The sequence below is a fragment of the Variovorax soli NBRC 106424 genome, from assembly GCF_001591385.1.
Taxonomy (GTDB): domain Bacteria; phylum Pseudomonadota; class Gammaproteobacteria; order Burkholderiales; family Burkholderiaceae_C; genus Variovorax; species Variovorax soli.
Genome location: NZ_BCUU01000011.1, coordinates 53914 through 78589 on the forward strand (window position 1 = coordinate 53914; position 24676 = coordinate 78589).

Consider the following 24676-nt stretch of genomic DNA (forward strand, 5'->3'; position numbering starts at 1 on the left):
GAATGACTTCAGAAGATCCGCAAGGGGTTCGCCTCGCCAAGCGCGTGGCGGCCCTGGCCGGCTGTTCCCGGCGCGAGGCGGAGCTGCTCATCGAGAACGGCGCGGTGCGCGTGGACGGCACGGTGACGCTGCTGCCCCAGGCCCGCGTCCTGCCGGCGCAGGACGTGCGCATCGAGCCCGGCGCACGCCCGGTGGAAGTGCCGCCCGTGACGCTGCTGCTGCACAAGCCGGCGGGGCTGCGCATCGAGGATGCCGCAGCGTTGCTGGTGCCCGCCAACCTCTTCACCGGCAGCGGCGCCATGGCCCGCCCGATGCTGCCGCGCCATGTGCTTGCGCAGCGCTGCGTGACGCCGCTCGACCCGCTGGCCAGCGGCTTGCTGGTGTTCACCCAGGAGTGGCGCGTGGAGCGCAAGTTCACCGAAGACGCCGACTACATCGAACACGAGGTGACGGTGGACGTGGCCGCCGCCGTGACGCCGCAGCAGCTGGCCCAGCTCAACCGCGCGCCGGTGCGGGTCAGCATCGGGCGGCAGGGCGCCGCGGGCACCGGCCTGCGTTTTGCGATGAAGGGGCTGGTGCCCGGCCAGATTCCGCACATGCTCGAGCGCGCGGGACTGGAGGCGCAGGCCATCAAGCGCATCCGCGTCGGCCGCGTGCCGCTGGCCGGATTGCCGTCCGGCCAGTGGCGCTACCTGCAGCCGCACGAGCGGGTGCCCTGACGCCTACAGCAGGCTGGCCGAAGACAGCTGCGGCGTCGCCGCAATGTGCGCCGAAATGGCGCTGCAGGCCGCCAGCAGCGGCTGCACGTAGGCGGCCTGCGGATCGTCCTTGCGGCGAAAGCGCAGCGTCGTCACGCTGATGGCCGCCAGCGGCTGGCCGTCCGCGCCCAGCACGGCCGCGCCGTAGCACTGGATGCCGGGCTCGTGCTCCTCGTCGTCCATCGACCAGCCGCGCTCGCGCGTCACGGCCAGCTGCTCGCGCAGCGCCGGCAGCGTGGTCAGCGTGTGCTCGGTGAAGGCGGGCATGGGCAGGTCCTTGAGCATGCGTTCGCGCGACGGCTCGTCCAGCTGCGCCAGCCAGGCCTTGCCCACGGCGGTGGCATGCAGGCACACGGTGGTGCCGATGCGCGAGCTCATCTGCACCGCCGACGGGCTTTCGAGCTTCTCGATGTAGACCATGACCGAGCCGCTGGGCACCGCCAGGTGCACCGTCTCGCCGGTGATGTCGCGCAGCCGCTTGAGCTCGTCGACCGCGGCCAGGCGCAGCTCGGAGCGCCCCCAGCTGCGGCTGGCCAGCTGCAGCAGGCGCGGACCCAGCGCATAGCCGGCGCCGCCCGGGCGGTCGACCACCAGGCCTTCGGCCATCAAGGCGGCGACGATGCGGTGGACCGTGGGCCGCGGATAGCCGCTGGCCTGCACCAGCTTCGCCATGGCCAAGGGCTGCGGCGCGTCGGCGACGAGCTGCAGCACATGCATGAACTTGGAGAAGGCGGCGGTGCCCGCCACGGCGGGCGGCACCTTGCCGGCGGCATCGCGTGAAGGCGGCATCAACGGGCGTTAGGGGCGAAGAATCGAGCCGGAATTATCGGGCCGCGAACTGCACGCCCGTTGGCGCCCGCGCAGCACGTCACGCCACCAGGTAGCCACCGTCCACCGGCAGGATCACGCCCGTCACGAACGAGGCCGCCGGCGAGCACAGGAAGGCCACCGCCTGCGCCACGTCTTCGGGCTGCCCCCAGCGGCCCATCGGCGTGCGGGCCAGGATGGCGTCGCTGCGCCCGGCGTCCTCCTGCAGCGCCTGGGTCAGCGGCGTGGCGATCCAGCCCGGCGCCACGGCGTTGACGCGGATGCGGTCGGCCGCATAGGCCAGCGCCAGCGACTTGGTCAGCTGCGCCACGCCGCCCTTGCTGGCTGCATAGCCGGGCACCAGGCCGCCGCCGAAGAAGCTCAGCATCGAGGCCGTGTTGACGATGCAGCCGGCGCGCTTGCGCAGCGCGTCGCGCGCACCCGAACACAAACGCATGGTGCCGCTCAGGTTGACGGCCACCACCCGGTCGAACACCTCGGGGTCGTGTTCGGCGCCGCGGCGGATCATGCCGGCGCAGTTGATCAGGATGTCGAGCTCGTCGATGCCCTCCAGCATGCTCTGCACCGACGCTGAGTCGGCCACGTCGCCCGTGCGCACTTCGATGCTCGCCTGCAGCGAGCCATCGCCGCGGTCCAGGCCGACGGCCGTGACCTGGGCGCCCAGGCTTGCGAGCTGGTTGGCGATGGCGGCGCCGATGCCCTGGGTGGCGCCCGTCACCAGCGCGCGCTTGCCGCGGAAAAGTCCTGCGTCGTAGGTCTTCATGGCTCGGTTCAGCTGCTCTTGATGTTGAGCTTCTCGATGAGCTGCCTGAAGGCGGCGGCGTCCTGGCCCATGGCAGTGCGGAACTCGGGGCCGTCGAGGTAGGCGTAGCCCAGGTTCTGCTTGTCCAGCACCTCGCGCAGCGCCGGCTCCTTGGCGATGTTGCCGGCGGCGGAGCGCAGCACGGCCAGCACCTGCGGCGGCGTGTTCCTGGGCGCCGCGATGCCGCGCCAGGTGCCGATGGACAGGTCGACGCCGCGCTCCTTGAGCGTGGGCACCTTCTCGAAGGCGCCCTTGGAACGCTGGTCGGCCATGACGGCCAGCGTCTTGAGCTTGCCGCCCTGCACATAGGTCGTGACCTCGGCCGGGCTGACGGTGACGGCGTCGATGTGGCCGCCCATCAGCGCGAGCACCGCAGGCGCCGCGCCCTGGAAGGGAATGTGCGCGATCTTGGCGCCGGTCTTTTCCTGCAGCGCGGCCGAGGCCAGGTGCCAGATGGAGCCGTTGCCGGCGTTGCCCACCTGCACTTCCTTCGTCTTGGCGGCCGCGAGGAACTCCTCCACCGTGTTCCATGGCGCATCGGCGCGCACCGTGATGGCGGCGGGGTCGGCATTGAGGCGCGCAACGGGCGCCATGTCCTCGTAGGTGAACTTGGCCAGGCCCAGCGGCGGCAACGTGACCAGCTCCACGGTGACGACGGCCAGCTTGTAGCCGTCGGGCTTGGCATGGATGACGTCGCTCCAGCCGATGGCGCCGCTGGCGCCCGGCTTGTTGTTGACCACGATGCTCTGCGGCAGGTGCTTGCGGCCGGCGTCGGCGAAGGCGCGCGCCAGCGCGTCGGTGCCGCCGCCCGCCTGAAAGGGCACGATCAGTTCGATGGGCTTGTTGGGAAAGTCGCTGCCCTGCGCAAAGGCGCGGGGCGCGGCCGCAGCGGCCAGGCCGGCGGCAAAGGTGGCCGCGAACTGGCGGCGGTTGAATCGGCTGTCGTGCTTCACGTTGTCTCCAGTGGATGGGAATGAATGTCTTGGTCGGGGGGTCAATAGGTCGCGCGTCCGCCGGACAGGTCGAACACCGCACCGGTGCTGAAGGTGCAGGCATCCGAGCACAGCCAGGCGGCCAGCTCGGCCACTTCGGCCGGCGCGCCCAGGCGCTGCATGGGGCTCTTGTCGATCATGGTCTGCACATGCTGCGGCGACATCTGGCGCAGCAGTTCCGTCTCCACCGCCGCAGGCGCGATGGCGTTGACCCGCACGCCGGTGGTGGCCAGCTCCTTGCCCAGCGACTTGGTCAGGGCCAGGACGCCGGCCTTGGCGGCGCTGTAGGCCGACGCATTGGGCGTGCCCTCCTTGCCGGCCAGCGATGCGATGTTGACGATGCGGCCTGCCGGGCCCCGGCGCAGCGCAGGCACCGCGGCGCGGCACATGTTGAACACGCCGACCAGGTTCACGTCGACGATGCGCTGCCACACCTCGGGCGGGTATTCGTCGAGCGGCATGGTGGGGCCGGCATAGCCCGCGTTGTTGACCAGGATGTCCACGCGGCCCCAGCGTTCGAGCGTGGCGGCCAGCGCCAGGTCGATGGCGGCGCGGTCGGTCACGTCGGCGGGCTGGGCGGTGCCTGCCTGCAGCTGTTCGGGCGCCAGCGCGCCGGGCAGGTCCCACGCGACCACCGTGGCGCCGTCCTGCGCCAGGCGCTGCGCGATGGCCTGGCCGATGCCGGCCGCCGCGCCCGTGACGATGGCCACGCGGCCCGCGAAGTCGTAGCGCGGCGTGCTCACCGGATGAACTGCTTCACGTAGTCCGCGCCCAGGCCCACGGCTTCGAAGTGCTTGCGGCACATATCGATCTTGGTGAACACGTCCTCGTAGCCCATGCCTTTGCCCCACGGGTCGGTGTAGTACATGACGCCGTTGACCTGGAAGTAGGTGATCATTTCCTCGACGTCCGGCGGCACATACAGCGTGTGCGTCTCGCCGGGCGGCTCGAACACGTAGCTGCCCTCCACGGCTTCCCAGTCGTGCTCCAGGTACTTCCAGCGCCCCTTGAGCACGAAGCCGTGCACGGCCTGCGGATGGCGATGGCGGCTGAGCACGCCAGATTTGCGGACCTTCAGCAGGTTCATCCAGTAGCCCTGGCTGGCATTGAGGCACAGCGGGCGGAACCACACGTTCTCGGCCTGCGGCACCCACAGGCGCTCGTCGGTGGGAATGGCCTGCGGCACCACGATTTCCGGCAGCGCTTCGGGCGGGTTGGGGTATTGGTAGGGGGTTAGCGGCTCGGCGTCTTTGTGTTCCAAGGGCATCGCGGGGCTCCGGTGTCTGGGCTGGGTGGTTCGGGTATCGTCCACTATATGGACAATACGTCTACATCGTGGTCAATTCTACGGCCAGGCTCGACGCGACTCCTCAGGGTTTGCCAGAACTCGCGGTCAGCGCGCGCATGGCAGCGCCTCGGCGCCGGGCGGCGTCGAGGCGTTGTCGTCGAAGGGAGAGGGACCGGGGGACGCGCTGTCCAGGCCGGACAGCGGTGGAAAGAAAAGTGTGAAGCGCGCCTGTACGCCGGATTCTGTGCACCGGGGTCGCCCCCGGCGTGACCGCCATTACTCTGGGCCGCCGGTCACCCGGACGGCTCGATGCCACCTACCCGCCAGCTCAGCGGAACCACCTCGAAACTGGCCTACTTGGTGTTGCTGCGCGCAGAGATTGCCCGTTTCACCCCTGGTCCACGCCCTTTGAAGGCTTTCGCCCCCGAAGGGCTTTGCGGCGCCGCTTGCGCGTCGCCGCAAGGCCCAGGACTCGTCTCTGTTGCTCTGATCCTCACCTCGCGGTGGAGAGCCGTTAGCTCCTGCGCTGTCCTGTGCAGTCCGGACGTTCCTCCAGTGCGGCCTTTCGGCGCTTGCACCAGCGGCGGTCCGGCGTGCTTCACAAGGCGAATTATCCCCAATCGGGGCCAGCGAGCCGGCCGGCCGCAGGCCAAGCCCCTTCTACACTCCCGCCTGGAGAAGAGAAAAGCAAACATTTGTGATGGAGTGAGGACACCACTTGAACACGAAGCTCGAGATCGTGGCGCACCCGCTGCGCTTCTACGGCCATGAAGGCCAGTACTTCCGCATCTGGATCGTCAACGTCCTCCTGGGCGTGCTGACCCTGGGCCTGTACACCCCGTGGGCGCGCCGCCGCACCGTGCAGTACTTCTACCAGAGCACCGAGGTGGCCGAAGGCACCCTCGAGTTCACGGCGCCGATCAAGCGCATGCTGGTGGGCTTCCTGCTGTTCGGCGGCCTGTACCTGGCGCTGAACCTGGCCGGCAGTTCGGACGACGGGCTGGCGCGCACCGTCGGCAATGTGTTCCTGGCGCTCGCCGTGCTCGGCGCGCCCTGGCTGTGGGCCAGCGCCATGCGCTTTCGGCTGCGCCACACGCGCTGGCGCGGCCTGCGGTTGAACTTCGCGCCCAGCGTCCGGTCGCTGTACGTGGCGAGCTGGCCGATGCTGGCCTTGGCGGTGCTGTTCGTCTGCCTCTCGCTCAGCGCAGCCAGCGTCCGCAGCTACGGCCCCGTGCTGGCCGGCCTGCTCCTGCTGGCCATCGCGCTGCCCGCCGCGCTGTGCCTGGCGCTGCTGCAATACAACTACAGCCGCCTGCTGGTGGTGGATACGCGCATCGGCGCGCAGGCCGGGCGCTGGAAGGTCGAGCGCGGGCCCTACCTGCGCATCGCGCTGCAGGCCATCGGCATCGCGGTGCTGCTCGGCGCGGTGATCGGGGCGGTGTCCTCGATCATCTTCGCCGGCTACACGCTGGGGGTGAAGAACCTGCGCGGCTCGATCCTGCTGGGCCTGGTGCTGGGCGGGGCGGTGTGGTTCCTGGCCATCGTGCCGGCCCTGGCATGGCGCGAGGCGCGCACCTTCCAGCTGGTGTGGAACAACACCGGCGTGAGCCAGCTGGCGCGCTTTCGCTGCAAGCTGCGCACCGGCGCCTTCATGGGCCTGCGCATCCGCAATGCGCTGCTCAACCTGGTCACACTCGGGCTGTACCGGCCCTTTGCGCGCATCAAGGTCTATCGCATGAAGTGCGAGTCGGTCACCCTGCACCTGCGCGGCACGCCGGAAAGCCTGGTGGGCGAGCTGGCGCGGCAGCAGGATGAAGGCGGCTTCTCCGACGCGCTGGCCGACGGACTGGGGCTGGACATCGTCGGCGCCTGAACGCCCATGGACGCCACCGTCCGCGCGCGCTGGTTCGACGGGCGCCGCAGCCAGGCCCGCCCGGTCCTGCTGCGCCTGGCCGGCGACAGGAAGGGCCGCGCCAGCCTGCGCCTGCATCCGCTGGATGCGGCAGGCTTGCCACCGCTCGACCTGCCGCCGGGCGAATTCAGCTGGCCCGACACCTGGGAGCCCACCGGCGCCTCGCCGCGCCTGACGGTCGACCTCGGCCAGCACGGCAGCGTGGAAGTCGAAGGCGCCCAATGGGAACAGGCACTGCACGCCTGCGGCGCGCGCGCCGGCATGGCGCAGCGGCTGCAGCGGCGCTGGCCGCTGATTGCCGCCGCGCTGCTGTGCCTGGCCCTCGTCATCTGGGCTTTCACGCGCTGGGGCGCGCCGTGGACCGCGGGCCAGCTCGCACGCTTTGCGCCGCTGTCGTGGGAACGCTCCGTGTCGCAGGACGCGCTGAACCAGCTCGAGGCACAGGGCATCCTCAAGCCCAGCCGCATTGCACGCTCCCGCCAGGCTGAACTGCGGTCGCGCTTTGCCTCGATGAGCGCCGAAGCGCCGGCCACGCTGCGGCCCGATGCGTCCTACGCCCCACCCATGGACCTGCAGTTCCGCGCCGGCATGGGCGCCAATGCCTTCGCACTGCCCGGCGGCGTGATCGTGTTGACCGATGGCATGGTCGAACTCGCCGCCCAGAGCGGCATCGGCGACGAGGCGCTGATGGGCGTGCTGGCGCACGAGGCTGGACACGTGCTGCATCGGCACGGCACCCGGCGCGTGATCGAGCTGGGCATCCTCAACGTGGGTTCGGCGCTGGTGCTGGGCGACGCCTCGGGCCTGGCCGCCACCGGCGGCACGCTGCTGGCCGCCCTGGCCTACAGCCGCGACCACGAGCGCGAGGCGGACTGCTTCGCCATCGCGATGATGCAGGCCACCGCGCAACCGCTGGCGCCCATGGCCGCCTTGCTGCGGGCGGCGGACAAGGCGCATGCCGACGCCAAGGGCGGCACGCCCGCGCTGACGGTCGAATGGCTGCAGACCCACCCCGACACGGGAGGGCGCGCCGCGTCGCTCGAAGCCGGGCAGCGCGCGAACTGCCCGCGCGGTTAGTCCGCCTGCCGCGCCGCTTTTGACCGCCACCTGCGCGCGGCATCGCCGGCTTCGCCACAATGCCGGCTGACTCGACATCATTCCGAACCAACCCGGCACGAACGAAAAGGAGCACCCGCCCATGAAAGCGCAGAACGTTCTCGAGACCATCGGCAACACGCCGCACATCCGCTACCAGCGCCTGTTCAAGGGGGCCACGCAGCAGGTGTGGATCAAGTCCGAGCGCGCCAACCCGGGCGGCTCCGTCAAGGACCGCATCGCCCTGTCGATGGTGGAAGACGCCGAGCGCTCCGGCGCGCTCAAGCCCGGCGGCACCATCGTCGAGCCCACCTCGGGCAACACCGGCGTGGGCCTGGCCATGGTGGCCGCGGTGAAGGGCTACAAGCTGATCCTGGTGATGCCCGACAGCATGTCGGTGGAGCGCCGCCGCCTGATGCTGGCCTACGGCGCCACCTTCGAGCTGACCCCGCGCGAGAAGGGCATGAAGGGCTCCATCGCCCGCGCCGAGGAAATCGTGGCCGCCACGCCCGGCGCCTGGATGCCGCAGCAGTTCAACAACCCGGCCAACGTCGCGGTGCATGCGCGCACCACGGCCGAGGAAATCGCCGCCGACTTTCCCGAAGGCGTGGACGTGCTGATCACCGGCGTGGGCACCGGCGGCCACATCACCGGGTGCGCGCAGGTGTTGAAGAAGAAGTGGCCCAAGCTGAAGGTGTTCGCGGTGGAGCCCACGGCCTCGCCGGTCATCTCCGGCGGCCAGCCGTCGCCGCACCCCATCCAGGGCATCGGCGCCGGCTTCATCCCGAAGAACCTGGACACCGGGCTGCTCGACGGCGTGATCCAGGTCGAGGCCGAGGCCGCCCGCGAGATGGCGCGCCGCTGCGCGCGCGAGGAAGGCGTGCTGGTGGGCATCTCCTCCGGCGCCACGCTGGCCGCCATTGCGCAGAAGCTGCACGAGCTGCCGGCCGATGCGGTGGTGCTGGGCTTCAACTACGACACGGGCGAGCGCTACCTGTCGGTGGACGGCTTCCTGCCGGCCTGACCAGACCGCGCGGATCTCGAAAAAGTAAAATCGCGGTCTTTGCTTACCGAACCGCCCGATCGATACGGGCCTTCGCCGTCATGATCCGCGTTTCCGAACTCAAGCTTCCGCTCGACCACGCGCCCGAGGCCCTGCTGCAGGGCGTGGCCGGCGTGCTGGGCCTTTCCCCCTCCGACATTGCTTCGCACACGGTCCACAAGCGCAGCTTCGACGCGCGCAAGGCCGAGCTGATCCAGGTCTACATCGTCGATGTGGAACTGGCCGATCCGTCGCGCGAGGCCGCGGTGCTGGCGCGCAACAAGCCGCATGTGCAGGCCGCGCCCGACATGACCTACCGCCTGGTGGCGCAGGCGGGCCATGCCTCGTTCCAGCGGCCCGTGGTGGTGGGCTTCGGCCCCTGCGGCATCTTCGCGGCGCTGCTGCTGGCGCAGATGGGCCTCAAACCCATCGTGCTGGAGCGCGGCAAGGCGGTGCGCGAGCGCACCAAGGACACCTGGGGCCTGTGGCGCCGCAAGGAGCTGCAGCCCGAGTCGAACGTGCAGTTCGGCGAAGGCGGCGCAGGCACTTTTTCCGACGGCAAGCTCTACAGCCAGATCAAGGACCCGCGCCACCTCGGCCGCAAGGTGCTGCAGGAGTTCGTGAAGGCCGGCGCGCCCGAGGAGATCCTGTGGGAAGCGCACCCGCACATCGGCACCTTCCGCCTGGTGAAGATGGTGGAGAACATGCGCGCCGAGATCGAATCGCTGGGCGGCGAGATCCGCTTCTCGCACAAGGTGACCGACATCTGCGTCGAGGGCGGCCACCTGCGCGGCCTCACGGTGCTGAACCAGGCCACCGGCCAGAGCGAAGAGCTGCGCACCGACCACGCCGTCATTGCCCTGGGCCACAGCGCGCGCGACAGCTTCGCCATGCTGCACACGCGCGGCGCGCCGATCGAGGCCAAGCCCTTTTCCATCGGCTTTCGGGCCGAACATCCGCAGGGCCTGATCGACCGGGCGCGCTGGGGCCGCCATGCCGGCCATCCGGCGCTGGGCGCGGCCGAATACCGGCTGGTGCATCACGCCAGCAACGGGCGCTCGGTCTACAGCTTCTGCATGTGCCCGGGCGGCACGGTGGTCGCGGCCACCAGCGAGCCCAATCGCGTGGTCACCAACGGCATGAGCCAGTACTCGCGCAACGAGCGCAATGCCAACGCGGGCATCGTGGTGGGCATCGACCCGAGCGACTTCCCGACCGACTACCGGCACCTCGACCTGCCGCCCGAGCTGCTCGAACAGGCGCAGGGCAAGCCGCATCCGCTGGCGGGCATCGAGCTGCAGCGGCGGCTCGAATCCAATGCCTTCGTGCTGGGCGGCAGCGACTACTGCGCGCCCGGCCAGCTGGTGGGCGATTTCGTGGCGGGCCGCCCGTCCAGGGAATTCGGCGAGGTTCAGCCCAGCTACAAGCCGGGCGTTCTGCTGGGCGACCTGCACGGCGCCCTGCCCGCGTACGCCATCGAGGCCATGCGCGAAGCCTTCCCGGCCTTCGGCCGCAAGATCCCCGGCTTCGACCGGCACGACGCAATGCTGACGGGTGTGGAAACGCGCACCTCCTCGCCCATCCGCATCGCGCGGGACGGCGAGTCGCTGCAGTGCCCCGGCATCGCGGGCCTGTATCCGGCGGGTGAAGGCGCGGGCTACGCGGGCGGCATCCTGTCGGCCGGCGTGGACGGCATCAAGGTGGCCGAGGCGGTGGCGCGGCAGATGCTGGGCGCCGCCAAGCCGGAGGCCGCGGCATGACGCAGAGCTTTCCACGTCCGACCCGGGCGCAGTTCGCCCAGGGCATCGCGGCCATGGTGGCGGTGGTGCTGGCGTCCAACTACCTGGTGCAGTTCCCCATCAACGACTGGCTCACCTGGGGCGCATTCAGCTACCCGGTGGCTTATCTGGTGAGCGACCTGATCAACCGCCGCTTCGGCCCGGGCCTCGCGCGCCGCGTCGCGTGGCTGGGCTTTGCGGTGGCCGTGGCGGCCTCGCTGGCGCTCGCGCCGGCACGCATCGCTGCCGCCTCGGGATTGGCCTTCATCGCCTCGCAGCTGCTGGACATCGGCCTCTTCCACCGCCTGCGCCGCGGCACCTGGTGGCGCGCGCCGCTGGTGGCCACGGTGATCGCGGCGGTGCTCGACAGCATCGTGTTCTGGGGCATTGCCTTTGCCGGCACCAAAGGCCCGTGGATCACCTGGGCCCTGGGCGACCTGGGCGTGAAGCTGGCCGTGGGCGTGTTCATGCTGCTGCCCTTCAGGCTGCTCATCGGCCGCCTGCCCGCCGCACACAACAAGGCGCCGGCAGGCACCGCCGCCTGAACAGCGCCCGAGCAACCAACGATTTCCCCTATCCGTTTCTTCCTGGCACCCCGATGACCGACACCCACGAAATCGACGTTTCCAACGCCGCCGCACCGGCTGCACCAGAAGCAACGCAAGCGCCCGCGGAATCCGGCGCGCCTTCGGAACACGCGCCGTCCGAAACCGCGTCGCCGGCCGAGCGTGCCGCACGCAGGCCGCGCCGCCGCGGCGGCAAGACCCGGGGTGACAGGGCCGGTGCGCAAGGCGGCGGGCAGACCGCAGCCGCGGCCGCAACCGAGACTGCGCCGGCGGCAGCAGCTGCCAAGAAGCCCGGCAAGGAACAGGGCAAGGCCCGCGCGCCGCACCCAGTTCTGGAAAAGCTGTTCGAGCTGTACCCCGGCCTCTTCGGCGCGCGCTTCCTGCCGCTCAAGCGCGGCGTGTACGAGGAGCTGGTGGCACGCCATCCCGACGCCTTCAAGCCGGAAGACCTGAAGCTGGCCATGGGCCTGCACGCCCGCTCGACCCGCTACCTGGAAAGCGTGGCCGCCGGCCATCCGCGCCACGACCTGGAAGGCCAGGTGGTGGAGCCGATGGCGCCCGAGCATGTGCACCACGCCATCCTGGAACTGCACCGCCGCCGCCAGATGCGCACGCCCGATGAGGAAGGCCGTGCCAGCCTGCGCGCGCAGACCGTGGCACGCATCGCACGGGCCATCGAAGCCTCGGGCCTGCCGCGCGAGGACTACGCCGTGCTGGTGCGCTCGCGCGATGCCGGCATCAACGCCATCGTCGACGAGGCGCTGGCCAGCCTGGCCGCGCAGGACGCCAAGGCCGAGGCCCTGCTGCGCGCCTTCGAGGCCGGCGGCAAGAGCGAGCAGGAATTTGCCGACATGTACGGCATGAAGCACGGCGAGGTCACGCGAACGCTGCAGCGCGCACGCGCGGCGCAGCAGGCGCCCGCCGCCGAGGCCGCGCCGGCGACTTCCGCGGACTGATCGACACAGGGGCCTGCCGCGAGCGCACGCACGCCGCGGAGGCGAAAAAAAGCCGGCCCCCGGGCCGGCTTTGCTCTTGGCGGGCGCCGCGATCAGCGCGCGTTCTGCAGCGCCGCAATGCGCTCTTCGATCGGCGGGTGCGTGGAGAACAGCTTGCCGATGTTGCCGGTGATGCCCATGGCTTCCACCGACTTGGGCAGCTCGCCCGCCGGCAGGCCGCCCAGGCGCGCCAGGGCGTTGACCATGGGCTGGCGCTGGCCGCCCATGAGCTCGACCGAGCCGGCGTCGGCACGGAACTCGCGCTGGCGCGAGAACCAGGCCACCACGATCGCGGCGGCGAAGCCCAGCACGATGTCCAGCACCACGGTGGTGATCATGTAGCCGATGCCGGGGCCCGACGAGCGGTCGTCGCCGCGGCGCAGGAAGCTGTCGACCGCGTAGCCGATCACGCGCGAGAGGAACACGACGAAGGTGTTCATCACGCCCTGGATCAGCGTCATGGTGACCATGTCGCCGTTGGCGATGTGCGCCACCTCGTGGCCGATGACGGCCTCGACCTCGTCGCGCGTCATGTTCTGCAGCAGCCCCGTGGATACCGCCACCAGGGCCGAGTTCTTGAAGGCGCCGGTGGCGAAGGCGTTGGGCTCGCCTTCGAAGATGCCGACCTCGGGCATGCCGATGCCCGCCTTGTCGGCGAACTTCTTCACCGTGCCGACGATCCAGGCTTCGTCGGGCGTCTGCGGGTTGTCGATCATGTGCAGGCCCGAGGTCCACTTGGCCATGGGCTTGCTGATGAGCAGCGAGATGATCGCGCCGCCGAAGCCCATGATCAGGGCAAAGCCCAGCAGCGCGCCCAGGTTCAGCCCGTTGGCCGTCAGGTAGCGGTTGACGCCCAGCAGGCTGGCGACGATGCCCAGCACCGCGACCACCAGGACGTTGGTCAGGACGAACAGAAGAATGCGTTTCAAGTTGGAATCTCCGTGGAGCTGCTTGTGTGCCGCTCAGATGGGGGCCGGACGGCCCGCTTCAAGCTGGGCGGGAATGCAGGACCTGGGGTTGTTCTTTCTTCTGGCGTCCTGCGAGGGCGAAATACCTCGGAATCATCATAAAAGGAAAAGTTCTCGTTTTCGCAGCTCCAGCCGGGGATTCCCATCACCGGCAGCGGCGTGAACGGCTTGCGGGCGAGCCATTCCGGTGCAAAGGCCGGTGCACCTGCCAGGGCATCGAAGTCGGCGTCCGTGTTTCGCAGCTCATCGGGCAGGACCAGCACATGCGCCGTCAGGTTCTTGCGCGGCGCGGCCGTGAGCTTCTCCAGCAAGGCATGGCCGAAGACCGCCAGGCGCGCCCGCGCCCACAGCGGGCGGTGGGTGACGAACAGCGCCCGCCAGTCGCGCGCCAGCAGCGCCTGCCAGATTGGCGGCGGCGCCGACAGCAGGGCGCCGTTCTCGTCCAGCAAGGTGAGCGCATCGCGCAGCGGACCGCGCCGAGCACCGACGCCTTCGCTGGCGATCTGCGCCGCCTGCAACTCGTTGAGCCGGCGCTTGATGCAAGGAAACCGCAGCCAGGCCAGTCCGTTGAACAGGTCGTGCAGGTTGTGCCGCGTGGGCACGCCCGCGGTGCGCGCGATGAAGGCTTCGTAGGCCTCGCCCTCGGGCGCGCTGTCGCCGGGCACGAAGCGCAGTGGGCCGGCCGCCAGTTCGATGGGCGAAGAAGCGATGGGCGAAGAAGAAAGCACGGCGCCCAGGGCTTCGTGCGCCTGCGCGCCGCCTGCCACCTGCGCGAAGACCCGCGGCGCGACGCCGGCATAGGGCGCCCACCACGGCGCGCCCGGCTCCGGCAGCAGCAGGCTCATGGCAGCGGCAGCGCCGGGCCGATGTACTGGACCTTGTTGGGCTGCTTCTCGGGGCTCAGCATGAAGAGTTCCGGATGCTTCTTGAAGAGCTTCTGCGAGCTGGCACTCTTGGCAAGCAGCTTGGCGCCGCGCAGGCCCTCCACCGCCACGTTGAGTTCGATGCGCTGGCCGGCGCGCAGGGCCGGCACCACCTCGAGGATGCGCAGCACGTCCTCGGGCAGGGCCGGCAAGGGCGCCGGCGCTGCTGCAGCAGGCGCTGGTGCTGCTACCTTGCGCTTCTTCGCTGCGGGCGCACGCTTCTTGGCCGCGGCCTTCACACCGGCGCTGCCGCCCGCCTGGTGCTGCAGGTCGGTGAAGTGGTCGTACACGCCGCGCGTTTCGTCGCCCGTCTTGCCCTGCTGGCCGATGCCGCAGACGCGGCATCCTTTTTCGCGCAGGCGAATCACCAGCGGCGCGAAGTCGGAATCGGAAGACACCAGGTAGATGAGCTGCGGCCGCTCGCTCACCGCCAGGTCCATGGCGTCCACCGCGAGGGCGATGTCGGTGCTGTTCTTGCCCGCCGCCAGGTTGACCATGGGCCGCACGCTCAGGCGCTTGAACAGGCTTTGCTGCTTGAGCGCCGTCTCGGCATTGCAGTAGGCCCGGCGCACATGCAGGTGGCCGTGCTCGGCCATGACCTTGTGCACCGCCTGCTCGATCACGTCGGCCGAGACGTTGTCGGCGTCGATGAGCAGCATCACGCGCTCGGCGCGCGGCATGTTCATGGTTTCACCCCGTCTGCTCGCAACCGCATTCAGGCCGCCAGCTTCCAGGCCATCTGCTCGCCGCCGGCGAGCGGCTTGAGCGTGGTTTCGCCGTAAGGCAGCGTCTCGGGCACCGCCCAGCTTTCACGCTTCAGCGTGACGGTGCCCTGGTTGCGCGGCAGGCCGTAAAAGTCGGCGCCGTGAAAGCTGGCAAAGCCCTCGAGCTTGTCGAGCTGGCCCACGCTGTCAAAGGCCTGGGCATACAGCTCCATGGCGTGCAGGCCGGTGTAGCAGCCGGCGCAGCCCAGGGCATGTTCCTTCAGGTGCGCGGCGTGGGGTGCGCTGTCGGTGCCCAGGAAGAAGCGCGGGCTGCCGCTGGTGGCGGCCTCGACCAGTGCCAGGCGGTGCGTCTCGCGCTTGAGCACCGGCAGGCAGTAGTAATGCGGGCGGATGCCGCCGGTGAAGATGGCGTTGCGGTTGTAGAGCAGGTGGTGCGCCGTGATGGTGGCGCCGGTGAAGGGGCCCGCGTCGCGCACGTAGTGGGCGCCTTCCTTCGTGGTGAGGTGCTCGAACACCACCTTCAGCTGCGGAAAGTCGCGGCGCAGCGGAATCATCACGCGCTCGATGAACACCGCCTCGCGGTCGAACAGGTCCACCGCCGGGTCGGTCACCTCGCCGTGCACCAGCAGCAGCAGGCCGTGCTTCTGCATGGCTTCGAGCGTGGCGTAGGTCTTGCGGATGTCGGTCACGCCGGCATCGCTGTTGGTGGTGGCGCCGGCCGGGTAGAGCTTGAGTGCCTTCACGCCCGCCTGGGCCGCGCGCGCGATTTCCTCGGGCGGCAGCTTGTCGGTGAGGTAGAGCGACATCACCGGCTCGAAGGCCGTGCCGGCAGGCACGGCGTCGAGGATGCGCTGGCGGTAGGCCATCGCCTGCTCGGCGGAGGTCACCGGCGGCTTGAGGTTGGGCATGATGAGCGCCCGGGCAAACTGGGCGGCGCTGTGCGGCACCACGGCCTTGAGCGCATCCCCGTCGCGCACATGCAGGTGCCAGTCGTCGGGGCGGGTGATGGTGAGGGAGTCGGTCATGACCGGGAATTGTCTCACCCGGACCGGCGTGCGTTGAGCCCATGCGGCGTCACGACCGCTTTCCCCGTCGAAGACAGCTCGGCGCCGAGCGCCCCTCTTCAAGCTTCGCTCAGCAAATAAGAGAAATACACCAGAGCCGACGCGGCGAATGCGCAGAAGGACACCATGCACAACACCAGAATGACCCGGTAACGCAACAAAGAGTGCCTCGCCGAGTCTTCGAGAACGACCAGATACCAACGAAGTGGATTCAACGACAACAACCGAACCGGTGAGATCTGCCCGATCAGCAGCGCCAGCAGGAATAGGATCGCGCCGACCTCAAGGTATGCGATGGCCTGCTCAACCGGCTCAAATATCTCGATTGATCGCGCAGGCGGCACATGCCGGGAAGGCATTGGAACTTGGATACTCATCAGGCGAAAACTTGTTTTAGTGAACTCAGACGACGAAGGTCTGCCCCCACCGAAAGCATAGCTTGATCGGTGCTTCCCATAGCAGGTCGTCACCACGGGCTCCCCGACCTGTCGAGTGCTGGACGAGAGAGCCGCAGCGTGAATCTCGATCCACAAGTCGCTAAGTGAAGACCCGAAGCCGCCAAATGATTACCTGTCATTACCATTTGGCGGACCTGCGACCATGCACACGGCTACCGCCGCGCGGACTGGGATCTCGACTCCCATGATGTCAACCGACCGCGTCGCAGCATCCTTGTCGTACCGTTCCTATCACATCCATGCCCCAACCTGAACCCGGTGCACTGCTCGACAACGCGAGCACGCTGCCCGACGCTTTGCCTTACGAAGACGAACCCACGCGCGTGCCGCTGGCGATCGAGGACTGGGCCACCGTGGTCATCATGGGCCTGCTGGCCTGCATCACCTTCGCCAACGTGGTGGTGCGCTACTTCACCGATTCGTCCTTTGCCTGGACGGAAGAGTTCTCGGTGTTCCTCATGATCCTGCTGGCCATGGTGGCCGGCTCGGCCGCCGTCGCGCGCGACCGGCACATCCGCATCGAGTACTTCGCCGAAAGCGGCTCCATGGCCCGGCGCAAGCGCCTGGCGCAGTTCGGCGCGCTGATGGTGGCGGCCCTGTTCTTCCTCATCGCGGGCCTGAGCATCCGGGTGGTGTGGGACGACTACCGTTTTGAGGAAACCTCGCCCGGCATCGGCGTGCCGCAGTGGTGGTATTCGATCTGGCTGCCCATCTGCTCGCTGGCGATCGCCCTGCGCGCGATGGGCCTGTTCGTGCGCCGGGGTCGCCAGCCATGATTCCCACGCTCCTGTTCGTCGCCTTCCTGGCGATGATGCTCCTGGGCGTGCCGATCGGCGCCGCCCTGGGCCTGGCCGGCGCGGCCTGCATCGCGCTGGCCAATGCCGACGCCCAGTGGTTCGGCCTGCTGGCCGTGCCGCAGAACTTCTATGCGGGCCTGGGCAAGTACCCGCTGCTGGCCATTCCGATGTTCGTGCTGGTGGGCTCCATCTTCGACCGCTCCGGCGTGGCCTCGCGGCTGGTCAACTTCGCCATTGCCATCGTCGGTCGCGGTCCGGGCATGCTGCCCATGGTGGCCATCCTGGTGGCGATGTTCCTGGGCGGCATCTCGGGCTCGGGCCCGGCCAATGCGGCGGCGGTGGGCGCGGTGATGATCGCCGCGATGTCGCGCGCCGGCTATCCGGCGGCGTACTCGGCCAGCGTGGTGGGCGCGGCGGCGGCCACCGACATCCTGATTCCGCCTTCGGTGGCCTTCATCGTGTATTCGGTGCTGGTGCCGGGCGCCTCGGTGCCCGCGCTGTTCGCCGCCGGCATGATCCCCGGCGTGCTCGCCGGCCTGGCGCTGATCATTCCGGCGGTGTGGATGGCCCGCTCCAACAAGATGGGCGCGCTCGAAGCCTCCCTGCCCCGCCCCGCGTTCTGGAAGAGCTTTCGCGAAGCCACCTGGGGCCTGGCGGCGCCGGTGCTGATTTTGGGCGGCATGCGCGCCGGCTGGTTCACGCCGACCGAAGCGGCCGTCGTCGCAGTGTTCTATGGCCTGTTCGTGGGCATGGCGGTCTACCGCACGATCCAGGTGCGCGACCTGTTCGTGATCCTGCGCGAAGCGGGCGAGCTGTCGGCGGTCATCCTGCTGGTGGTGTCGCTGGCGGGCATCTTTGCCTACTCGCTGTCCACGCTGGGCGTGATCGACCCGGTGGCCAAGGCCATCGTCAACTCGGGCCTGGGCGAATACGGCGTGCTGGCCCTGCTCATCGTGCTGCTCATCACCGTGGGCATGTTCCTGGACGGCGTGTCGATCTTCCTGATCTTCGTGCCGCTGCTGTGGCCCATCGTGCAGCACTACAAATGGGACCCGGTGTGGTTCGGCGTGATCCTCACGCTGAAGGTGGCGCTGGGCCAGTTCACGCCGCCGCTGGCCGTCAACCTGATGGTGTCGTGCCGCATTGCCAACGTGCGCATGGAAGAGACCGTGCGCTGGGTAGGCTGGATGCTGTTCGCCATGTTCCTGGTGATGGCGGGCGTGATCGCCTGGCCGCAGCTGGCGCTGTGGCTGCCCCACAAGCTGGGCTATTGATCTGTTTATCCAACGAGAGGAGACCTGTCTCATGAAATTCCGTCGCACCCTGCTGGGCCTGGCTGCCGTGGCCACGGCGCTGGCCACCTTCTCCACCGGCGCGCTGGCGCAAGCCAACTACAAGGCCGAATACAAGATGTCGCTGGTGCTGGGCCCGCCCACGCCCTGGGGCCAGGCCGGCAAGATCTGGGCCGACCTGGTCAAGGAGCGCACGCAGGGCCGCATCAACATCAAGCTGTACCCCGGCGTCTCGCTCATCCAGGGCGACCAGACGCGCGAGTTCAGCGCGCTGCGCCAGGGCGTGATCGACATGGCGGTGGGCTCCACCATCAACTGGTCGCCGCAGGTCAAGCAGCTCAACCTGTTCTCCATGCCCTTTCTGATGCCCGACTACGCGGCCATCGACGCGCTCACGCAGGGCGAGGTGGGCAAGGACCTGTTCAAGATCGTCGAGAAGGCCGGCGTGGTACCGCTGGCCTGGGGCGAAAACGGCTTTCGCGAAGTCACCAACTCCAAGAAGCCGATCAAGTCGCCGGAAGACCTGAAGGGCATGAAGATCCGCGTGGTGGGCTCGCCCATCTACTCCGACATGTTCACCGCCCTGGGCGCCAACCCCACGCAGATGAGCTGGGCCGACGCGCAGCCTGCGCTGGCCAGCGGCGCGGTGGACGGCCAGGAGAACCCGCTGTTCCTCTTCACGGTGCTGAAGATGCACACCGTGGGCCAGAAGTACGTCACCACCTGGGGCTACGTGGCCGACCCGCTGATCTTCGTGGTGAACAAGGAGATCTGGGAATCGTGGACGCCGGCCGACCGCGAGATCGTGCGCCAGGCCGCCGTCGACGCGGGCAAGCAGGAAATCGCGATCGCACGCAAGGGCCTGGTGGAGCCGGGCCAGCCGGTGCTCAAGGAAATCGAGGGCATGGGCGTGACGGTGACGCGCCTCACGCCGGCCGAGCGCGCCGCTTTCGTCAAGGCCACCAAGCCGGTGTACGACAAGTGGAAGGGCACGGTGGGCGCGGACCTGGTGAGCAAGGCCGAGAAGGCTGTGGCGGCCCGGCCGAACCAACAATAACCGTCCACCACAAGGAAAAAAAGCGCCGGAATCCCGGCGCATTTTTCGTTGGGCGGTGCCGCCGGATTACCAGGTGAACTTGGTGCCCACGCGGTACGTCACCGATTGGAAGCTCTGCTTGCCCCACTGATGGCCCACGTTGACCCAGCCGGTCCAGCCCTTGGCCAGATCGGCGTTGACGCCCATCTTGATCTCGTAGCGGTCCTTCGGATACAGCCCTGAAACCGCAACGTTGCTGAACGACACGGCGCTGTCCGTGTTGTCGCGCCACCAGTTCAGGGTGAGATAGGGCTGGGTGCGGGTGCCGTCCGGGCTCACCCAGGTGGCGTGCGTGCGCACGCCCAGGCGCGAGATCCAGCCGCTGTTGTCGCCGTCGTGGACACGGATGCCGCTGGCTTCGAGCACGTCGTCCTGGTCGGACTTCAGGTAGATCAGCTGCGCCTGCGGCTCGACCACCCAGTCGCTGTCCTGCACGGGCTTGAAGGCGTAGCCGGTCTCGCCCGAGAGGGCCCAGCCCGTCGCGTCGTAGTCCACGCTGGGCAGCGAATCGCCGCTCACCGTGTTCTTGTACCAGCCGTAGTTGCCCCAGACGTCGACATAGGCGCCCAGCTTGCTTTGATCGTTCTGGTACCACGTGCCGTAGGCGCCCACGTTCCAGCCCTCGGCCTTGCCGACGGCACGGTTGGGGTTGCCTGCCGCGCGCGCATCGGTGCGCGAGCCGCCGTAGCCCAGCATGCCGCCCAGGTGCAGGCGGCCCGCATCGCCACCCACGCCCCAGCTGGCCACGTCGCCGCCGCCGTGCAGGAGCACGCTGTCGGTGTCGGCACTGAAGCCGCCGTCCTGGTTCTGCGAACTGGTGGCCCGGCCCACGACGCGCAGCCAGGCCGAGGTGCGGCCCTGGTCCTTGGCGGCGGGCCGCTGCGGCTCGGTGTACTGCGGCTCGCCCAGGCGATCGTGCAGGCTGTGCACGAACATGTTGCCGTTCTCGCGCTGGTTGGCCAGGTAGGCGGCCACCTCCGGACGGTAGCGCGGAGCAACTGCAGGCGCAGCGGGCGGCGGCGCTGGCGGATCGCCCGCCACCGGGGGCTCGACGGGTACCGGCGGCACCGGAGGAACCGGTGGTTCCGGCACCTCGCGGGTGGAGCGCAGGTACCAGCTTTCGGCGTCGCTGGCATCCGTGGCGCCGCGGTAGAGCTGGTATTCGTACGGACCGGCCAGGGCACGCGAGGTGAGCGCAAAAGCACCCGCCTCGGTGGTCCCGCCGTTGGCGGCCTGCACCACCTGGATGCCGTTGCCCGTCGTCAGGGCGCCCGGACCGCCGGTGTTGGTCAACTGCAGGCCGGTGGAGCCGGTGGCCGCGCCGCCATTGATCACCAGGCGATCCGTTGGGGAGTTGTCGGCGCCCAGGTAGGTGTTGAGCCCGATGGTGCCGCCCTCGCCGCGGTAGTTGTTGGCCGTCAGCGTCTTGTAGCCGCCGCCCGCGGGCGCGCTGAACTGGATGTGGCTGCGGATGTTGTCCAGCGCGGTGACGCTGGAATTGCCGGTCATGTCCCACCTGGAGTCGGTCAGCTTCACATTGCTGACGCCGCCATCGTTCAGTGCCGCACCCTTGGCGTTGGAGCTGGCCAGAGCCACGTTGGCGACGGCAACGGCCGAGGTCACGTGCAGCCAGTTGCCGTTGTTCTCGGTGGCCGGCGTGTTGTTGAGGTTGATGTTGGTGGTGCCGCCATCGACGCGGATGGACGGGCCCTGGGCCGACTGAAGCGTGGTGTTGGTGAGGTCGACCTGGCTGGCCACGGCGTCCACACCGGTGGCGTACAGGGCTGCGGCGTCCGCGCCGGAAGCGGCCAGCTTGCCGTCCGTGAAGGAAAGCGCCCCGCCGTTGGCGACAGAACCCGCATGGGCTCCCCGGCCGGTGGTCGACACCTGCGTCGACGTGGCGGTGAGCGCCGCGCCGGCACCTTCGGAATGCAGGCCATGGGCCGCATCCCCGGCCGTTGAGACCTGCATGTTGGCCAGTGTCGTACTGCCACCTGACTTGGCCGCGGCACCATGGGAGCCCGCGCCAGCGGTGGTCACGGCAAAGTCGGATGCCATGATGGACGAGCCGACGCCCTCCGCGCTCAGGCCCAGGGCATTGGCGCCCTTCGTGTCGACCTTGCTCGAGCCGGCCTTGCCAGTGAGCACGGCCTGGCCGCCGTTTTGCGCCAGCACGCCGGCCGAATCGTCACCCGCCGTGCTCACGACCAGGTCGCCCTCGTTCTCGATGAGGGATCGTTCCTGCACCCAGATGCCGTTGGCCGAAGCACCGGTGGTGGTGATCGAGATGCTGGCGGACCCGCCCGTCATGGCAACCTGCCCGCCGGTGTTGGCATGCAGGCCGTGGGCATTCTCGCCGGCGGTGTCGATGGCCAGGCTGCCCGCGGCGAACAGGCTGGCGTCGTTGTCCACCAGCACGCCCTGGGCGCCGACGCCGGTGGTGGCGATGGCCGTGGCATCCGTCGATTCCGGCGCGGACAGCTGGACGTTGCCCCGGGCGGTGGCGTGCACACCGGTGGCGTTCTGGCCGGAAGTGCTCAGCGTCAGGCTGCCGTCGGTGTGCGCCTTGCCGTCGTCCCTGGCAAGAATGCCGATTGCGTTGTCACCCTGCGTGGTGATGGTGGCGTTGATGTCCAGCACCACGAGGCCGTCGGTGCTGGCGTCCACGCCGGCCGCGCCCTGTCCGGTGGTGGACACCGTGGTGCCGTTGACGGCCACCGTGCCGTTCTGGCGCGCGACCAGGCCGGCCGAGTTCTCGCCGCTGGTGGTGACAGTGACCGGGCCGGCCTGGCCGTCGATCTTGATCTCGCCGCGGTCGTAGGCCTCCACGCCGTACGAAGTCATCCCGCTCGTGTTGACCGTCAGTGCGCCGGTGGATTGCACGACGCCACCGGCATGCGCCTGGATGCCCGCGGCGTTGTTGCCCATGGTGGTGACCGTGTTGGCCGCGCGGTTGCGGGTGCTGAGGTCGATGCTTCCGTAGCCGGTCGCCTCGACCCCACGGGCGGTCGAGGTGGTGACGCTCACGTCCACGGCGTCGATGTGGGTGGTATCACCAGGGGTGTTGCCTCCGAGCGCGTGCAGCCCGAATTTCTGTGTGGACGTGACATCGGAATTCTCGATGGCAATGCGGCCACCAGTCTCCGCAATGGCGCTGGTGCTGTTGGAGTTGATCGTGGCGTCCTTGACGCTGATCAGGCCGTTCACGCTTTGGGACCACAAGCCGTAGGACTCGACACCGGTGGTGGTGATGTTCACACCCTGTTCGAAAGAGGCGGTTCCGCCAGCGCCGAAAACATGAACGCCATGTGCAGCGCCCCCGCCAGTGGTGATCGTCACCAGTCCTTCCGCAGTCACCTGGCCATTGTTCTCCGCGCGCACGGCGGTCCCGCCCGCACCACCGGCGGTGCCGGTATCAATGGCGGTGTTCGCCGGGATCTGCTCGGTGGTGCCATTGGCATAGACCTGCTGACCCAGCACCGCCCCCGATGTCAACGCTCCCGTGCCGGCGATGAAGGCTGCGCAGACATAGTTGAGGCGAGGACGCGCCACGCCCTTGATTCTTTTCATAAACGTTTCTCCCTGTAGGTTGGTCCCCGGCGAGATCTCGCTCGCCTTTGAAGACCATTCCTTGTAGGGGAGCGCGTACGAACCGCGCCCTCTTCTGGAGAACCGACGTTTAGAAATGCGAAGTCCGGCGAAAAGCCGGCGCCTGCAACCCGAAGCAGTTGCGGATTTCGCAACAGGCCCCGGCAGGCGGCGCGGCCGCTACCGCGCGAGGCGGCGGCGACCGCCAGGTCCGATCAGACCACGCCCTGCGCCAGCATGGCGTCGGCCACCTTGACGAAGCCCGCCACGTTGGCGCCCTGCACATAGCTGACGCGGCCGCCGCCCGTGTCGCCGTGGTGCAGGCAGGCGGCATGGATGCTCTTCATGATCTGCAGCAGGCGCGCGTCGACTTCCTCGCGCGTCCACGACAGGCGCAGCGCGTTCTGGCTCATCTCCAGGCCCGAAGTGGCCACGCCGCCGGCATTGCTGGCCTTGCCCGGCGCATACAGCACGTCGTGGTGCTCGAACACCTGGATGGCCTCCAGCGTGCTGGGCATGTTGGCGCCTTCGGCCACGCATAGCACGCCGTTCTTGACCAGCGCGCGCGCATCGTCGCCGTCCAGTTCGTTCTGGGTGGCGCTGGGCAGCGCCACCTGCACCGGCGTCAGCTGCCAGGGGCGTGCGCCCTCCACATAGCGCGCGCCGGCCTGCGCGGCATATTCGCTCACGCGGCCATGCAGGTCGTTGCGGATGTGCATGAGCAGTTGCAGCTTCTCGGGCGTGAAGCCGGCCTCATCCACTGCGGTGCCGCCGGAGTCGGACACCGTGACCACCTTGGCGCCCAGCGCCATCGCCTTCTCGATGGTGTACTGCGCCACGTTGCCAGCGCCGGAGACGGCCACGCGCAGGCCGTCGAAGGACAGGCCCTTGCGGCCCAGCATTTCCTGCGCGAAGTACACGTTGCCGTAGCCGGTGGCCTCGGGGCGGATCAGCGAGCCGCCGAAGGACAGGCCCTTGCCGGTGAACACGCAGTCGGCGCGGTTGGTGAGCTTCTTGACCATGCCCGCCAGGAAGCCGACCTCGCGCGCACCCACGCCGATGTCGCCGGCCGGCACGTCGGTGTCGGCGCCCACGTGGCGGAACAGCTCGGTGGCAAAAGCCTGGCAGAAGCGCATCACCTCCGCCGTGCTCTTGCCCTTGGGATCGAAGTCGGAGCCGCCCTTGCCGCCGCCCATGGGCAGCGTGGTCAGCGCGTTCTTGAAGGTCTGCTCGAAGGCCAGGAACTTCAGAATGGAGAGGTCGACCGACGGATGGAAGCGCAGGCCGCCCTTGTAGGGACCGATGGCCAGGCTGTGCTGGATGCGGTAGCCGCGGTTGACCTGCACCTCGCCGGCGTCGTCCATCCAGGAGACGCGGAACATGACGACCCGCTCGGGCTCCACCAGGCGCTCGAGCAGGCTGTAGCCCTGGTACTTGGGATGGCGCTGGATGAAGGGCCAGAGGCTGTGGATCACCTCGGTGACCGCTTGCAGGTACTCCCCCTGGCCGGGGTTGCGTTGCCCCACGTGGGCAAGAAAGTCGTCAGCGCTGCTGTATTTCATGGGCGAATGTCTCTTCTTGGATCTCTCGGATTTGCACGAAAACCGTGCATTCTCGCCCAATGCTGGAGCATCAAGGCACCGTGGTGGCGCCCGGATGCAACATTGCACCGATTTGGCGCACCTACCAGGTGTACTTGGCGCCGACCC

At 68.8% G+C, this 24676-nt stretch carries 22 protein-coding genes and 1 other RNA gene; 10 read left to right on the forward strand and 13 right to left on the reverse strand.

All coding sequences use genetic code 11. The features are described 5' to 3' along the window. Positions 1–2 precede the first annotated feature (2 nt). Positions 3–719, forward strand: coding sequence for an RNA pseudouridine synthase (locus tag VSO01S_RS05670; RefSeq protein ID WP_068640827.1), 717 nt, complete (start codon positions 3–5; stop codon positions 717–719). A gap of 3 nt (positions 720–722) precedes the next feature. Here VSO01S_RS05670 and VSO01S_RS05675 read toward each other — a convergent pair whose 3' ends face one another. The 6 genes from VSO01S_RS05675 to rnpB all read right to left on the reverse strand — a co-directional run bounded on the left by VSO01S_RS05675 (position 723) and on the right by rnpB (position 5268). Beyond that, a complete protein-coding gene (locus tag VSO01S_RS05675; protein ID WP_068640828.1) occupies positions 723–1547 on the reverse strand; it encodes an IclR family transcriptional regulator in 825 nt (274 codons plus the stop codon). A 79-nt stretch (positions 1548–1626) separates the two neighbouring features. Beyond that, the gene (locus VSO01S_RS05680) at positions 1627–2349 is read right to left on the reverse strand and encodes an SDR family NAD(P)-dependent oxidoreductase (RefSeq protein ID WP_068640829.1); all 723 of its coding nucleotides are present in this window, start codon (positions 2347–2349) and stop codon (positions 1627–1629) included. 8 nt (positions 2350–2357) lie between these two features. Further along, entirely contained in the window at positions 2358–3341 is a 984-nt protein-coding gene (locus VSO01S_RS05685) for a tripartite tricarboxylate transporter substrate binding protein (protein ID WP_068640830.1), read from the reverse strand. Between the two features lie 41 nt (positions 3342–3382). Then, entirely contained in the window at positions 3383–4123 is a 741-nt protein-coding gene (locus tag VSO01S_RS05690; RefSeq protein WP_068640831.1) for an SDR family NAD(P)-dependent oxidoreductase, read from the reverse strand. Then, entirely contained in the window at positions 4120–4647 is a 528-nt protein-coding gene (locus VSO01S_RS05695; RefSeq protein ID WP_068640832.1) for a 2,4'-dihydroxyacetophenone dioxygenase family protein, read from the reverse strand. The genes VSO01S_RS05690 and VSO01S_RS05695 overlap by 4 nt, the downstream gene beginning before the upstream one ends. A gap of 236 nt (positions 4648–4883) precedes the next feature. Beyond that, positions 4884–5268, reverse strand: an RNA gene (rnpB, locus tag VSO01S_RS05700) — RNase P RNA component class A. Between the two features lie 118 nt (positions 5269–5386). On the opposite strand from rnpB, the gene VSO01S_RS05705 reads away from it, so the two are divergent. From VSO01S_RS05705 to VSO01S_RS05730, 6 genes are all read left to right on the forward strand, one after another. Beyond that, positions 5387–6541, forward strand: coding sequence for a YjgN family protein (locus tag VSO01S_RS05705; protein ID WP_068640833.1), 1155 nt, complete (start codon positions 5387–5389; stop codon positions 6539–6541). A 6-nt stretch (positions 6542–6547) separates the two neighbouring features. Beyond that, positions 6548–7657 (forward strand): M48 family metallopeptidase, encoded by a 1110-nt coding sequence (locus tag VSO01S_RS05710; RefSeq protein WP_068640834.1) that lies wholly within the window; start codon positions 6548–6550, stop codon positions 7655–7657. A 121-nt stretch (positions 7658–7778) separates the two neighbouring features. Next, the gene (cysK, locus tag VSO01S_RS05715; protein WP_068640835.1) at positions 7779–8699 is read left to right on the forward strand and encodes a cysteine synthase A; all 921 of its coding nucleotides are present in this window, start codon (positions 7779–7781) and stop codon (positions 8697–8699) included. 80 nt (positions 8700–8779) lie between these two features. Beyond that, positions 8780–10477, forward strand: coding sequence for an NAD(P)/FAD-dependent oxidoreductase (locus VSO01S_RS05720; protein WP_068640836.1), 1698 nt, complete (start codon positions 8780–8782; stop codon positions 10475–10477). Beyond that, on the forward strand, positions 10474–11040 hold the full coding sequence (locus VSO01S_RS05725) for a VUT family protein (RefSeq protein WP_068640837.1): 567 nt from the start codon (positions 10474–10476) through the stop codon (positions 11038–11040). The genes VSO01S_RS05720 and VSO01S_RS05725 overlap by 4 nt, the downstream gene beginning before the upstream one ends. Before the next feature lie 53 nt (positions 11041–11093). Continuing rightward, positions 11094–12017 (forward strand): ProQ/FINO family protein, encoded by a 924-nt coding sequence (locus VSO01S_RS05730; protein ID WP_068640838.1) that lies wholly within the window; start codon positions 11094–11096, stop codon positions 12015–12017. Positions 12018–12109: 92 nt separating this feature from the next. Here VSO01S_RS05730 and htpX read toward each other — a convergent pair whose 3' ends face one another. The 5 genes from htpX to VSO01S_RS05755 all read right to left on the reverse strand — a co-directional run bounded on the left by htpX (position 12110) and on the right by VSO01S_RS05755 (position 16113). After that, positions 12110–12985 (reverse strand): protease HtpX, encoded by an 876-nt coding sequence (gene htpX / locus VSO01S_RS05735; RefSeq protein WP_068640839.1) that lies wholly within the window; start codon positions 12983–12985, stop codon positions 12110–12112. Beyond that, positions 12982–13869: a DUF3025 domain-containing protein gene (locus VSO01S_RS05740; protein WP_084241705.1), complete on the reverse strand. Its 888-nt coding sequence runs from the start codon at positions 13867–13869 to the stop codon at positions 12982–12984. The genes htpX and VSO01S_RS05740 overlap by 4 nt, the downstream gene beginning before the upstream one ends. After that, positions 13866–14633: an NYN domain-containing protein gene (locus tag VSO01S_RS05745; RefSeq protein WP_245684123.1), complete on the reverse strand. Its 768-nt coding sequence runs from the start codon at positions 14631–14633 to the stop codon at positions 13866–13868. Before VSO01S_RS05745 ends, VSO01S_RS05740 begins: the two co-directional genes overlap by 4 nt. A 29-nt stretch (positions 14634–14662) precedes the next feature. Then, positions 14663–15697: a dihydroorotase gene (gene pyrC / locus VSO01S_RS05750; protein WP_068640840.1), complete on the reverse strand. Its 1035-nt coding sequence runs from the start codon at positions 15695–15697 to the stop codon at positions 14663–14665. 98 nt (positions 15698–15795) lie between these two features. Continuing rightward, positions 15796–16113, reverse strand: a complete 318-nt coding sequence (locus VSO01S_RS05755; RefSeq protein WP_153305140.1) for a hypothetical protein — start codon at positions 16111–16113, stop codon at positions 15796–15798. 320 nt (positions 16114–16433) lie between these two features. Between VSO01S_RS05755 and VSO01S_RS05760 the strand changes: the two genes are divergently transcribed. From VSO01S_RS05760 to VSO01S_RS05770, 3 genes are read left to right on the forward strand one after another with little or no spacing between them, the layout of a single operon-like run. Next, positions 16434–16970 (forward strand): TRAP transporter small permease, encoded by a 537-nt coding sequence (locus VSO01S_RS05760; RefSeq protein WP_084241706.1) that lies wholly within the window; start codon positions 16434–16436, stop codon positions 16968–16970. Then, positions 16967–18265, forward strand: coding sequence for a TRAP transporter large permease (locus VSO01S_RS05765; RefSeq protein ID WP_068640842.1), 1299 nt, complete (start codon positions 16967–16969; stop codon positions 18263–18265). The genes VSO01S_RS05760 and VSO01S_RS05765 overlap by 4 nt, the downstream gene beginning before the upstream one ends. 31 nt (positions 18266–18296) lie before the next feature. Beyond that, on the forward strand, positions 18297–19340 hold the full coding sequence (locus VSO01S_RS05770; protein ID WP_068640843.1) for a DctP family TRAP transporter solute-binding subunit: 1044 nt from the start codon (positions 18297–18299) through the stop codon (positions 19338–19340). 66 nt (positions 19341–19406) lie between these two features. Here the strand turns inward: VSO01S_RS05770 and VSO01S_RS05775 are convergent, their stop codons facing one another. After that, entirely contained in the window at positions 19407–22949 is a 3543-nt protein-coding gene (locus VSO01S_RS05775; RefSeq protein WP_068640844.1) for an autotransporter outer membrane beta-barrel domain-containing protein, read from the reverse strand. Between the two features lie 233 nt (positions 22950–23182). Further along, positions 23183–24529, reverse strand: a complete 1347-nt coding sequence (gene gdhA, locus VSO01S_RS05780) for an NADP-specific glutamate dehydrogenase (protein ID WP_068640845.1) — start codon at positions 24527–24529, stop codon at positions 23183–23185. Positions 24530–24676 lie beyond the last annotated feature (147 nt).